Origin of the sequence: Roseovarius sp. THAF27, assembly GCF_009363655.1 — a bacterium.
In the GTDB taxonomy this organism is placed as follows: Bacteria; Pseudomonadota; Alphaproteobacteria; order Rhodobacterales; family Rhodobacteraceae; genus Roseovarius.
This window is the reverse complement of sequence record NZ_CP045393.1, coordinates 251096-263876: the sequence shown is the minus strand read 5'-3', so window position 1 is coordinate 263876 and position 12781 is coordinate 251096. Positions and strand designations below refer to the sequence as shown.

14 protein-coding genes, 1 tRNA gene and 1 pseudogene are annotated in these 12781 nt (G+C 64.7%); 9 read left to right on the top strand and 7 right to left on the bottom strand.

Annotation, left to right across the window (positions count from 1 at the left end; all coding sequences use genetic code 11):
* Positions 1-36: 36 nt before the first annotated feature.
* Positions 37-567 carry a hypothetical protein gene (locus tag FIU89_RS01325; protein WP_152490936.1) on the bottom strand — a complete coding sequence of 177 codons (531 nt, stop codon included), beginning with the start codon at positions 565-567 and terminating at the stop codon, positions 37-39.
* Between the two features lie 210 nt (positions 568-777).
* On the opposite strand from FIU89_RS01325, the gene FIU89_RS01320 reads away from it, so the two are divergent.
* From FIU89_RS01320 to FIU89_RS01310, 3 genes are all read left to right on the top strand, one after another.
* A complete protein-coding gene (locus FIU89_RS01320) occupies positions 778-1020 on the top strand; it encodes a hypothetical protein (RefSeq protein ID WP_152490935.1) in 243 nt (80 codons plus the stop codon).
* An 18-nt stretch (positions 1021-1038) separates the two neighbouring features.
* A complete protein-coding gene (locus FIU89_RS01315; protein WP_172977987.1) occupies positions 1039-1743 on the top strand; it encodes a hypothetical protein in 705 nt (234 codons plus the stop codon).
* Between the two features lie 128 nt (positions 1744-1871).
* A complete protein-coding gene (locus FIU89_RS01310; RefSeq protein WP_152490934.1) occupies positions 1872-3482 on the top strand; it encodes a BCCT family transporter in 1611 nt (536 codons plus the stop codon).
* 497 nt (positions 3483-3979) lie between these two features.
* On the opposite strand, the gene FIU89_RS01305 is transcribed toward FIU89_RS01310, so the two are convergent.
* A tRNA-Arg gene (locus tag FIU89_RS01305) sits at positions 3980-4056 on the bottom strand.
* Between the two features lie 191 nt (positions 4057-4247).
* Here FIU89_RS01305 and FIU89_RS22770 point away from each other — a divergent pair.
* The 6 genes and pseudogenes from FIU89_RS22770 (at position 4248) to rpsO (ending at position 9669) form a co-directional block, all read left to right on the top strand.
* Positions 4248-6233: a YadA-like family protein gene (locus FIU89_RS22770; RefSeq protein ID WP_152490933.1), complete on the top strand. Its 1986-nt coding sequence runs from the start codon at positions 4248-4250 to the stop codon at positions 6231-6233.
* Entirely contained in the window at positions 6221-6763 is a 543-nt protein-coding gene (locus FIU89_RS01295) for a hypothetical protein (protein WP_172977986.1), read from the top strand. Before FIU89_RS22770 ends, FIU89_RS01295 begins: the two co-directional genes overlap by 13 nt.
* Before the next feature lie 69 nt (positions 6764-6832).
* Positions 6833-7861, top strand: coding sequence for a LacI family DNA-binding transcriptional regulator (locus FIU89_RS01290; protein WP_152490931.1), 1029 nt, complete (start codon positions 6833-6835; stop codon positions 7859-7861).
* Between the two features lie 70 nt (positions 7862-7931).
* Positions 7932-8072, top strand: a pseudogene (locus FIU89_RS01285) (NAD(P)-dependent oxidoreductase); the annotation flags it as partial.
* A 159-nt stretch (positions 8073-8231) separates the two neighbouring features.
* On the top strand, positions 8232-9239 hold the full coding sequence (locus tag FIU89_RS01280) for a calcium-binding protein (protein ID WP_152490930.1): 1008 nt from the start codon (positions 8232-8234) through the stop codon (positions 9237-9239).
* A gap of 160 nt (positions 9240-9399) precedes the next feature.
* A complete protein-coding gene (gene rpsO / locus FIU89_RS01275; protein ID WP_152490929.1) occupies positions 9400-9669 on the top strand; it encodes a 30S ribosomal protein S15 in 270 nt (89 codons plus the stop codon).
* A 142-nt stretch (positions 9670-9811) separates the two neighbouring features.
* Here rpsO and FIU89_RS01270 read toward each other — a convergent pair whose 3' ends face one another.
* The 5 genes from FIU89_RS01270 to FIU89_RS01250 all read right to left on the bottom strand — a co-directional run bounded on the left by FIU89_RS01270 (position 9812) and on the right by FIU89_RS01250 (position 12602).
* Positions 9812-10372, bottom strand: a complete 561-nt coding sequence (locus FIU89_RS01270; RefSeq protein ID WP_152490928.1) for a F0F1 ATP synthase subunit B — start codon at positions 10370-10372, stop codon at positions 9812-9814.
* Positions 10373-10377: 5 nt separating this feature from the next.
* Positions 10378-10929 carry a F0F1 ATP synthase subunit B' gene (locus FIU89_RS01265; RefSeq protein WP_152490927.1) on the bottom strand — a complete coding sequence of 184 codons (552 nt, stop codon included), beginning with the start codon at positions 10927-10929 and terminating at the stop codon, positions 10378-10380.
* A gap of 210 nt (positions 10930-11139) precedes the next feature.
* On the bottom strand, positions 11140-11376 hold the full coding sequence (locus FIU89_RS01260) for a F0F1 ATP synthase subunit C (protein ID WP_057790696.1): 237 nt from the start codon (positions 11374-11376) through the stop codon (positions 11140-11142).
* 94 nt (positions 11377-11470) lie between these two features.
* Complete coding sequence (locus FIU89_RS01255; RefSeq protein ID WP_152490926.1) at positions 11471-12250, bottom strand: F0F1 ATP synthase subunit A; 780 nt, start codon at positions 12248-12250, stop codon at positions 11471-11473.
* Positions 12240-12602 (bottom strand): AtpZ/AtpI family protein, encoded by a 363-nt coding sequence (locus FIU89_RS01250; RefSeq protein ID WP_152490925.1) that lies wholly within the window; start codon positions 12600-12602, stop codon positions 12240-12242. The genes FIU89_RS01255 and FIU89_RS01250 overlap by 11 nt, the downstream gene beginning before the upstream one ends.
* Between the last annotated feature and the right edge of the window lie 179 nt (positions 12603-12781).

The window sequence follows — 12781 nt, the reverse complement described above, 5'->3', positions numbered from 1 at the left end:
GCGCCTCCCCTCACTGCTCGACCGGTATCCGCGCTCTTATTTGCGGTACTTGTCGCTTCTGCGATCGTTGAACCCGTACCGCTCCAGGCACTGGCTGCCATAGATGACGCCGCGCCGGCCGTGCCCGCGTGTCTCCACAGCGCAGCGATGCGGCAGCGCATTGAACCGCGGATAATTTTTCAGCAGGCAATGCCGCCCATACCCGCGCAGCACGCCGCCCCGGACCCGCACGTCGCGGCGGCACTGCTGCGGCAATGCAAACCGATCGCCATGACGCCCACGATGACCATAGCCGTCATGCCCGCGACGATGCCCGCGATTGTCGTACCGGTCGTACCCGCGGCGATGCCCGTTGTTGAACCGTGGCCCGTGGCCGCCCTGAAGGCGCGTCACCGCGCGGTCGTCGCGGCGCTGGTCGGCGATGGCCGCGCCGATCAGCCCCAGGGCGACCGCCCCCGCCACCCATTTGGCCACGTCCTTGTCACCGGCCTGCGCCGGCGCGGCTGTCATCCCCGTCACGGCGAGCGCCGCCGCCAGGATCAGCGATATGAATGTCCGATGTGTCATGTCAGGTCCTTTCTCTGCTTGAGCCTTGATCGGTCCCCACCCCGGTCATGACGTCACCGTGTCGGCCCGGGTCAGGCGATGCATCAAGGATGGGTCCAGCCCGCCGAGACAGGCAATAACGGCCACCTGCTATCCGATAACACGGCGCAAAAGGCCGTTTCCCGCCAACCCGATATTGAATAGCGGCAGGGATACGCGCATCTTGGCGCCATGAAACGCAAAACCCTTCCCCTCGTCGTGACGCTCGGCCTTGCCACCGCCACGACCGGCGCCGCACAGGCCGCCTGCTATGCCGAGTACAAGGCCAAGCGCGACACCCCGTTCGAGCTCATCTACGAGGTCGCGCAGGTCAGCGGGCCCTGTACCGTCGCCAACGCCACCGCCCAGCTTGGCGCCCGCCTTGCCGGACAGGGCCTGACCTTGCTCAAGGTCCTGTCGGTCCGCGAAGGCTAGCGCAGGGGGCAGGGGCACGTGCAGGATCTCGACACTTCCATCACCGACACCCGCCGCTCCGGCAACCGGATCGTGCTCTTTGGCGTCGCGGCCATCGTCACCATTCTCGTCGGTGCCGCCATCCTCCTGGTGCTCACGTTGCCCGACGCCAACGCCTTCAACGACAAGGTGGCGCAGATTTTCGCCGAGAACGACGCGCTCACCTCGGACGCCGAGATCAAGCTCCTGGAAATTCTCGCCCTCTCGGGCACCGCCTTTTCCGAGACCCTGGGCAGCTACCGAATGCTCATCCTGGTGCTGCTGGTCTTCGCCACGGCCCTCCTCGTGGCCGCGCTGGTGTTCCTGGTGATGCTCGCCGGCATGAATCGCCGCCTCGCGCAGATCGAACATTCCGGCATCCAGGTCAGTTCGCTGCTCATCAGCCGCGAGGAAAACGCCGTCTATCTCAACAACATGGGGTTCAAGCTGACCGATGCGGCGATGGAAACGCTCGCCGTGCTGGCCGAGGCGCGGATGGACGATGACGTGCTGTCGGGTGCCGAGATCGAGGCGGTGATCTCGGGCCGCTCCGCCGACGATTGCGAAGAAGCCGCCGGCGCCACTCGGATCAAGCGCCTGCGCGACACGCTGGGCAACCAGATGGTGTCGGAACTGCTGGTCAAGAACATCGCGCGGCGCGGCTACATGCTGGCCATCGACAAGAAAGTCATCCGGGTGATCTGACGCCGCCCGCGCCCTAGGACGCGTGTTTCGCTTGGCGCGCTACCAAAAGTTGTGGAACTCACCGCACCCCCACTGCGTTCAAAACCTTAACGTTCAAGAACGAAAAACGTCCAGAGGGGGACAGTCATATGACTACGTGGGTTGAACGGATGGGCCTGAAAACCGATCCGGTGATTTTTTCCGTATCCGCAATCTTCACCCTCGTTTTCGTCCTCGCACTGGTCATTGCCCCCGAACCCATCGGCGACGCCTTCGCTGCCGGGCGCGCCTGGATCGTCTCTCACCTGGGGTGGTTCTTCATCCTAGGGGTGAACCTCTGGCTTGGCTTCCTGGTGTGGACCGCCATGAGCCGTCATGGCCATATCCGTCTCGGCCCGCGCGATTCGCGCCCCGATTACACCAACCTGTCTTGGTTCACGATGCTCTTCGCCGGCGGCATCGGCACGGTGCTGATGTTCTGGGGCGTGGCCGAACCCATGAGCCATTTCGCCACCCCGCCCCTGCCCGGGGTCGAGCCCTTCTCCCAGGAGGCCGCGCAAGACGCGATCTCCATCGCCACCTACCACCTCGCCCTGCACACCTGGACGATCTTCGCCCTGCCGGGGCTGGCCTTTGCCTATTTCATCAATCGCTACGACCTGCCCGTGCGGGTCAGTTCGGTCTTCTACCCCCTTCTCAAGGATCGGATCTACGGCCCGTGGGGCAAAGCCATCGACATCGCTGCGGTTCTCGGCACGCTCTTCGGCGTCGCGGTCTCGCTCGGCCTCGGCTCGTCCCAGATCGCCGCCGGGCTCGAGGCCCTGTTCGGCTGGGAAAGCGGCGTCATGCTCAAGGTCGCGATCCTCACGGTGCTGACGGCCGTGGCCGTGGTCTCCATCGTAGCGGGCCTCGACAAGGGCGTGAAGCTGCTGTCGAACATCAATATCGGCATGGCCGTGGGCCTGATGATCTTCGTGCTGATCTGCGGCTCGACGCTGTTCCTGCTGCGCGGCATGGTTGAAACCGTCGGGCTTTACCTCGGCAACCTTCCGCGCCTCGCGTTCTGGAACGACATGCTGGCCGATATTGGCCCCGATTCCGACGGCTGGGGCTGGCAGGGCGGCTGGACCGTCTTCTACTGGGCCTGGACCGTGACGTGGTCCCCTTTCATCGGCCTCTTCGTGGCCCGGATCTCGCGCGGGCGCACGATCCGCGAATTCGTCTTCGGGGTCCTTCTGGCGCCCTCGCTCTTCACCCTGATCTGGTTCTCGATCTTCGGCTGGCAGGCGATGGAAATCGACGGCATCGGCGCCGCCGCGCGCGAGGCGCTGGGCGATCAGGCCGGCGCGCTCAGCGATGCGGTGGCCGAGTCGGTGCCGCTCGCCATGTTCGCCTTCTTCGAAAACTTCCCCTTCGCCGACCTCGTACAGGGTATCGCCGTGCTCGTGGTCGCGATTTTCTTCGCAACCTCTTCGGACTCCGCCTCGCTGGTGGTCGACATGCTCTGCACCGGCTCCCCCGATCCCGGCCCGACCCGTCAGCGCGTGTTCTGGGGCGTCTCCGAAGGGCTGGTGGCCACGATGCTGATCGTCCTCGCCGGCGACGCCGGACTGACGGCCCTGCAACAGGTCATCACCGTTGTCGGCCTGCCGATCTTCTGCCTGGTGTTCCTGATGATTCCCGCCCTGATCCTCGGCTTGCGCAACGAGGAGATCGATCACATCACCATCGGCAAGCGTCCCGGTCTGACGAAGTTCTGACGTTGCACGTGCCAACGCACCATAAGCATGTACAGATCGGATGTGCGAGGATATTGCTTATGGCACTCGAGAATGGCGGCTCAGCGGACATAAAAGACGTTTGATCTACAGCCCCGGCGCGGAAACAGGCCGCAGGCCCCGCGCCATCGACGGGCCGCCCCCACGGCCCGGCGATTGGGTGAAGTACGGTGAATCGCTCCATCCTGTTTCGGATTTGGCCTCGATAAAGTGCTGCCGAACTACCGTCGGATCGCCGCGCCGCGGCCCGTCGATGGCGCTCGGGGAAATAGATCACACTTGTCCGCAAAGGGCTCGATGCGGCCATTCGCCAGCCGGGACACGAACGACTGCTAAGCAAGCTCTTAGCATGAACAGCCAGGATACCTCGAAGTTGGGCCGATTGTGTCGGACTTAAAATTCCCCCTTGACTGGCAGTGGGCATGAAAACCGCCCAAACGTGCAAGCTTATGGTGCATTGGCCGTTGCACGCGGAAGACTGGCGACCCCGGCAGGATTCGAACCTGCAACCTGCCCCTTAGGAGGGGGCTGCTCTATCCAGTTGAGCCACGGGGCCGCTGCCGCGTTCATAATCCAGTCGCCCGCGCGTGTCACGAAGAGGATGAAACGTCTCTCTGAGTGCGCCTGCGCGCGATGACATCAAGAAAAACGCAAGAATAGCTTTGCTCCACGCCTGTTTGGCGCATATCGTGGAATAGCCGAGATTGTTTCGGTCTAGGTATCAGTTCAACCAAGGTTAGGGTTTACATGTTCTCCATCACACAATCCCCACGCCGTGCGCTGCTGCGCAGCGGCACGGCCATCGTCTTTGTCCTCGCCGGCAGCCACGCGGCGATGGCGGACACAACCGCACCCTGCAACACGGGCGCTGGCACCAATAGCGTCGAATGCGGCGAAAACAGCACCTCGAACGGTGACTTCTCGGTCGCCATCGGGGATCAGTCGGTGACCGATGCAACGTCGACCGACGGCATCGCCATCGGGTCCGAAGCCGCAGCCACCGGCCCCTCCACCACCGCAGTCGGCGGCGAGACCGTCGCAACCGGCCCCGGCACCACCGCCATCGGCTGGCAAAGCCAGGCAACAGCCGAACGCGCACAGGCCTTCGGGCACCTCGCAACCGCGCAGGGCGTCCGCAGCCTCGCGGTTGGCGAGAACGCCGACGCGCAAACCGACAACGCCACCGCCATCGGCAACGAGGCCATCGCGAACGGCGTCGATTCGATTGCCTTCGGTGACACCTCGCAGGCCACCGGCCCCTCCACCACCGCAGTCGGCGGCGAAACCGTCGCGACCGGCCCCGGCACCACCGCCATCGGCTGGCAAAGCCAGGCAACAGCCGAACGTGCACAGGCCTTCGGGCATCTGGCAACCGCACAGGGCGTCCGCAGCCTCGCGGTCGGTGAAAACGCCGACGCGCAGACCGACAACGCCACCGCCATCGGCAACGAGGCCATCGCGAACGGCGTCGATTCGATTGCCTTCGGTGACACCTCGCAGGCCACCGGCCCCTCCACCACCGCAGTCGGCGGCGAAACCGTCGCGACCGGCCCCGGCACCACCGCCATCGGCTGGCAGAGCCAGGCGACGGCGGAACGCGCACAGGCCTTCGGGCATCTCGCGACCGCACAGGGCGTCCGCAGCCTCGCCGTTGGCGAGAACGCCGACGCGCAAACCGACAACGCCACCGCCATCGGCAACGAGGCCATCGCGAACGGCGTCGATTCGATTGCCTTCGGTGACACCTCGCAGTCCACCGGCCCCTCCACCACCGCAGTCGGCGGCGAAACCGTCGCGACCGGCCCCGGCACCACCGCCATCGGCTGGCAAAGCCAGGCAACAGCCGAACGCGCGCAAGCCTTCGGGCACCTTGCGACGGCACAAGGCGTCCGCAGCCTCGCGGTCGGTGAAAACGCCGACGCGCAGACCGACAACGCCACCGCCATCGGCAACAAGGCCATCGCGAACGGCATCGACTCGATTGCCTTCGGTGACACCTCGCAGGCCACCGGCCCCTCGACCACGGCAGTCGGCGGCGAAACCGTCGCAACCGGCCCCGGCGCCACGGCGATGGGCTGGCAAGCCATGGCAACGGCAGAGCGTGCACAAGCGTTCGGCCACCTTGCCCGTGCAAGCGGTGTGCGGTCCACGGCGGTCGGCGAAGGGGCCGTCGCGTCCGGCGAGCGGTCGCTGTCCTTCGGCAACCTGGCAACGGCCACGGCCACCAACTCGGTCGCAATCGGTGACGGGGCCCAAGCCACCAACGCCAACCAGTTCGTCCTCGGCAACGCGCAGAACACCTATACCACGCCCGGCATCAACTCCGCAGAAAGCACCGCGGCGCAGGGTGCCGTCGTCGGCTACCTGACGACGGACGCCGCGGGTAACCTGGCCGTCGACAATTCCGCGCTGCCGACGGCGGCGCTGACCAGCGCGGTCCAGGCCAATACAGGATCGATTGCGGCAAACTCCCGTGGGATTGCGTCGAACGCGCGTGGCATCGAGAACAACAAGGAAGGTATCGCGATGGCGATGGCCCTCGATGCGCCCTACGTGCCCAGCGACCGGACCTTCGCCTTGTCCACCGGTGTCGGCGCCTTCGAAGGCAAGACCGCCTTCGCGCTCAACATGGGGTTCCGCGCGAGCGATTCCGTGCAGTTCGACGCCGGTCTCGCCCACGGTTTCGACAACAACCAGACCGGTGGCCGTGTCGGGGTGACATGGGCCTGGTAACGGCAACACGTCACGCCAAGAAGGGAGCGTCGCAACGGATCGTTGCGGCGCTTTTCGCCGTAGTGCTCATGACCGGACATGCGGCCGCACAGGAGCAGGTCGAGCGCAGCTTTGCCGTCGCGCTGATACGCGACATCATGACGGCCGTGAATCACGGCAACTGGACGGGCAATTATACCGTGCTGAGGGATTATGCCGCGCCCGAGTTTTCCGCCGCGAACGATCCGACTCGGCTTGCCGGGCTCTTCACGCCGGTGCGCGAGGCCGGTCTCGACATGCTGCCGGTCCTTGTGACCGAGCCTGAAATCCTCCAGGCCAAGATTGCCGCCGGGGGTCAGCAGATGCGGCTCACAGGGTACTTTCCGACCCGGCCACAACATTTCAGCTTTGACATGGTGCTGGTAAACGAAGGCCGGCGGTGGGTTCTGCTGGATATCTCGGTGGGCGCTTTCGATCCCATATCTGCCCCCGCCCCGGACCCCTCCGCAGAGGCGCAGACCGACCCCGACCCGGAAACCGAGGCAGAGTAAGCCCTGCTTGCAGCGGTGGCGCCGGTTCGGCTAGAATCGGCGCACCCCCTGACAGGAACGCCCCGCGCCATGACGTCACAGGATAACCGACCGCTCACGCTTCGCGACGTATCCGAGGCTTCGGGCGTGTCCGAAATGACCGTCAGCCGCGTCTTGCGCAATCGCGGCGACGTGTCCGATGCCACCCGCAGCCGCGTCCTCGCCGCCGCCAAGACGCTGGGCTACGTGCCGAACAAGATCGCCGGCGCGCTGGCCAGCCAGCGGGTGAACCTTGTCGCGGTCATCATTCCCTCGATGTCCAACATGGTCTTCCCCGAGGTCATGACCGGGATCTCCGAGGCCCTCGACGAGACTGATCTGCAGCCCGTGGTCGGCGTCACCGGCTACCGCCCTGAGAAAGAGGAAAAGGTCCTCTACGAAATGCTGTCCTGGCGCCCCTCGGGCGTGATCATCGCCGGCATGGACCATTCCGACGCGGCGCGCGCCATGCTGCGTGCCTCCGGCATCCCGGTGGTCGAGATCATGGATGTGGACGGCACCGCGATCGACTCGGTGGTCGGCATCTCGCACCGCCGCGCCGGCTCGCAGATGGCCAAGGCGATCATCAAGGCCGGATACCGGCGCATCGCCTTCCTCGGCACCAAGATGCCGCTCGACCACCGCGCCCGCAAACGCTTCGAAGGGTTCACCGAAACCCTCGCCAAGGCCGGGATCGAGATCGAGGACCGCGAGTTCTACTCCGGCGGTTCGGCGCTGAAGAAGGGACGCGAGATGACCCGCGACGTGCTGGCCCGCAGCCCCGACCTCGACTTCATATACTATTCCAACGACCTGATCGGCGCGGGCGGCCTGCTCTACCTCACCGAGCAGGGCGTCGACATTCCCGGCGAGGTGGGTCTTGCGGGCTTCAACGGTGTCGACCTGATCAAGGGCCTGCCGCGCGAACTGGCCACCATGGATTCCTGCCGCCAGGAAATCGGCCGCCGCGCCGCGGACCTGATCGTGACCCGCGCCGCCAGCGTCGACGGCCAGGGCGCGCCGTCGCGCATCGTCCTGGAGCCCACGCTCACCTACGGCGACACCCTGCGCCGCCTTTAGGGCGTTCCACGCCTCTCGCCTGTCGCGGACAGAGCAGACCCCACCTCATTCACACCGCACCATCCTGCGAGCGCAGTCCGACGACATGATCCGTCGCCTGGAAGAGGCCACGGGCCTCGACATCACCGCGCCGGGCTTTCCCGCCGAAATGGTCGACGACGACCCCGAAGAACCGGCATTCGGGGTGCGCCCGCGCGGCCATGCGACCTGAGCAATGCCGACCCGGCGTGGAACTTAATGGAAACGTAACCAATATCCATCAATTCTCCGCCTTGTCCCGCAAGGCCGTTAACCATGCCCGGCGGATTGAATTGAAATCCGCCCTCGAATCTGGCTTTGTCATAAGGGGTTTTCTGGTGGATTATTCGCGATGCTGTTTCTTGCAGGTCTGATCAGTATGGTGGCCGTTGGCACCGCCGCGATGTGGGGCTTCGAGGACCTCGGCACCAGCGACGCCCGTGACGATATCGGTACGCCCGGCGACGCATCCGATGAAGCCTCCGACTATGACAACGGCACCGCGGCCTACTCCGGTGCACAAGACTCGCTGCTCGATATCGCCACCGACGACGACCCCGAAGGCGACGATTACGGCATTGCCCGCGGCACGGCCGATGCCGACACGCTGTCCGGCGGCGAGGTCAGTGAATTTCTCGACGGTCTCGATGGTGACGACCGGATCGCGTCGGGGGACGGCGACGATGTCGCGCGCGGCGGCGACGGTAACGACACGATTGACGGCGAGGCCGGCGACGACACCCTTCATGGCGAGGCCGGGGACGACACCCTGACCGGCGGCGCAGGATCGGACAGCGTGATGGGCCACGATGGCGACGATCATCTCTCGGGCGACGCCGGCGACGACAGCCTTGTCGGCGGCGAAGGCGCCGACACGCTCATGGGCGACACGGGCGATGACGCGCTGCACGGCTATCTCGGCAAAGATTCCCTCGATGGCGGCACCGGGGCCGACACGCTCTTCGGCGGCGACGGTAACGACGTGCTGACCGGGGTCGCGCCCGATGGCACGGCGCCCGAGCAGGATCAGGACTATCTCAACGGCGGTTCCGGCGACGACGAGATCACGCTGGGCGCCGGCGATATTGCCACCGGCGGCACCGGCGCCGACAGCTTCATTCTCCGCGATTGGCTGGACGCCGATCACCAGGGCCAGATCGTCGATTTCAACACCGCCGAGGACAATCTCGTCCTGCTCTACGACGATGACGGCACCGTTCCCGACGTGACCATCGAAGAAGACCCCGACGCGCAGAACCTGCACCGCGTGCTGCTGGGGGGCGAGGTCATTGCCAACGTCACCAGCGACGCTGCCCTGACGCTCGCGCATATCACGCTGATCCCGCAAACCACGGGCTGATCCCGCCCTCGCGTCCATACCGGGCGATACCCCCTTTCCAAACGTCCGGGAATCTCCTATACGCCCGCATCTGCCGCTGAAATCGGCAGGTATCTCCACAGGACCTTGCTGGACGACATCCCGGCTCGTGCCCTTCACCCTTCAACCAAAGGAGACCCCGATGTCGATCACTGTCGAAGAAAAAGCCAAGGTGCTGAAAGAATTCGCAACCAAAGAGGGCGACACCGGCTCGCCCGAAGTTCAGGTCGCAATCCTCACCTCGCGCATTTCCACCCTGACCGAGCATTTCAAGACCCACAAGAAGGACAACCACGGTCGCCGTGGTCTTCTGAAAATGGTCGCCCAGCGCCGCAAGCTGCTGGACTACCTCAAGGGCAAGGACGAAGGCCGGTACCAGGACCTGATCAAGCGTCTCGGCATCCGCCGCTGATCGCACCGATCACCAGAGTTTGACAAGAATGCCCGCTCCACCGAGCGGGCATTTTCTTTTGCAGCCATCGCCGGGCACCTAAAGAAAAAGGCCCGGGTCGTTTCCGAGCCCGGGCCAATCTCACTACATCCTGGTCCGCAGGTCAGTGCAGCTTGGCGTCGACCTGTGCGATCGACTCGTCGATCAGCTTGCTGTTGTCGTCCTCGGTCATCGCCTTGGCGACCACGTCCTTGGCGGCGGCCACGGCCACCGCGATGGCCTGGTCGCGCACGTCCTTCACTGCATTGGCCTCTGCCGAGGCAATCTGCTCTTCGGCCGCCTTGATCCGGCGCTTGATGGACTGTTCAAGGTCCTTCTTGGCCTGCTCGGCGGCCTCGGCAGCTTCGGTCTTGGCATGGGCCACGATCCGGTCGGCCTGGTCCTGAACTTCCTTCTGCTTGCGTTCATAGCTGGCCAGCAGGGTCTGTGCTTCCTCGCGCAGCGCACGCGCCTCGTCCAGCTCCGACTTGATGCCGTCGGCCCGCTTGTCCAGCATCTCGCCGATCTTGCCGGGCACCTTCAGATAAACCAGCAGCGCGATGAACAGGATGAAGGCCAGCATCACCACGAAATTGGTGTTGCCCAGCGAGAAGAACGGCCCGGTGGCGGCCAGCGCGGGGCTGGCGACGACCATGGCGGTCAGGGTTGCGATCAACTGTTTCATGGCGCTCACCCTTTCAGCCGCGAATTGACGGCGCTCGTGACGGTCCGCGCATCGGCCTTGAAGCCCATCGCCGCGACCAGTTCCTTGGCGGTGTCCTTGGCCACTTCCTTCACGCTTTCCATGGCATTCGCCCGGATGTCCGCGATGGCCTTTTCGCCTTCGGCGGTCTTGGCCGCGATCTCGGCATCGGCCTTCTGCGTGGCCTCTTCCAGCTCGGCGTTGATCTCCGCCTTGGCCTCGGCAATGATCTCCTGCGCTTGCGCGCGGGCATCGGCCAGGGCCTTGTTATAGGCGTCCTCGGCGTCGGAGGCTTTCTCTTTCAGGTCTTCCGCCGCGGCCAGATCGTTGGTGATCGTGCCCTGGCGCTCGGCCAGCACCGCCGCGATGCGCGGCAGCGCGATCCGCGACAGGATGAAAAAGATCACGATCAGCGCGATGACCAGCCAGAAGATCTGGTTGCCCATCCAGTCCGGGCAAAGCTGGGGAAGGCCAATTGCCCCACCGCCTGCGTCGACGCAAGCGCTGGCAGCACCTTCTCCTAGGGTATCGGTCGCCATCTGCGTTCTCCTTGTTGCGCCTGCCCATGTTGTATCAGGTTTTCCGGATCATGTCCGGTCACCGGGGCCGCGCAAGGCTCAATGTTCGTGTCGTATCGCCATGCCCCGGCTTCGGGCCGGGCGCGGCGCCATCCGGATCTTCCTCACGGGACGCCGGGGGACGGGCATCACGCCCCTCGCCCCGGCCCGTAAGGATGAAACCCGTCTGGCTTAGACGGCGAACATCAGCAGAAGCGCGACGAGGAACGAGAAGATCCCCAGTGCTTCCGCGAACGCGATACCGATGAACATGGTCGCGGTCTGGCCACCGGCGGCCGAGGGGTTGCGCAGGGCACCGGCCAGGTAGTTGCCGACCACGTTGCCCACACCGACGGCCGCGCCGCCCATGCCGACAGACGCCAGGCCCGCGCCGATGAATTGACCCATTTGTGCGATATCGCCTTCCATGTCTTTTCTCCTTACGATGGAATTCAGTGATCTGTTGTTCGTTGCTGGCGCCGGAAACCGACACCGTAGGGTGGGTGACAACCCACGCTATCTCCTAATGATGCGGGTGCAGCGCGTCCTTGAGGTACACGCAGGTCAGGATGGTGAACACGTAGGCCTGGATGAACGACACCAGCACCTCCAGCCCGTAGACCGCGGTGATCGCCAGGATCGACAGCGGCGTGACCACAAGGCCCACCCCGGTCGAGATCAGCACCAGCGGCGCAAAGGCGGCGAACACCTTCATCACGGCGTGGCCCGCCATCATGTTGCCGGCAAGACGGATAGAGTGGCTGACCGGGCGCACGAAGTACGAGATCACCTCGATCAGCGCCAGGATCGGCCGCAGCACCAGCGGCGCCGAGCTGATCCAGAACAGGCTCAGAAAGCTCGCGCCGTTCTTGACGAAGCCCAGCACGGTCACACCGATGAACACCATCATCGCCATCACAGCGGTCACGCCGATATGGCTGGTCGAGGTGAACGAGCCGGGGATAAGCCCGAGGAAGTTGGCGAACACGATGAACATGAACAGCGTCATGATATAGGGGAAATACGGCAGCGCGTCCTTGCCCGCCACGTCCTCGACCATCTTGCGGATGAAGCCGTAGGCCAGTTCGGCCACCGACTGCAGGCGGCCCGGAATGACCGACCGCGCGGACGTGCCCAGCACCATCAGCGCGAACACCGCCAGGCATGTCAGCGCCATCCAAAGCGTCACGTTGGTGATCGTGAACAGGCCCACCGGACCGTCGCCGGCCAGCGGCTTGATGATGAACTGATCCATCGGGTGGAAAACCAGCCCTTCGCTTTCGCCATGCGCTTCAGTGGCCATCTGTCATCCTCTTGTCGTCACCCTCGCGGGCTCGCTCTGCGTCCAGCGTTTCCGCCGCGTTCTTCAACTGGATCTCGTTGGCGCTGCGCATCATCGTCTTGATGCCCGCCGCAAGGCCCAGCAATGTAAACAGCACGAGGAAGATCGGGATCGTCCCGAACAGGTAATCCAACCCGTACCCCATGCCAAAGCCGATCCCCAGACCGGCCACTAGCTCGATCACCATCCGCCAGGCCAGCTGCGCCTGGGAATAGTGGTTCTCCATATGGGGCTTCGGTGCATCCACGCCCTTCAGCGCGTTGATCCTGTCTTCAAGCCGCTTTAGCCGCTCGTGTCGGTCAGGATCGTCCACCTCTGCCCCTCCGGAACCGTTGCGCTGTTGCTATGCCGCACCCGCGCCCGAGTCAAGCGTGCGGCCGCACCCGTCAACCCATTGATAAGTCTACGATTTACCAAGATGCGCCGCTCCGCCGCAGCGCCTCTCGGGCCCCGCAAACCGGATTCCGCATATTCAACCAGGCGGTTGAGATT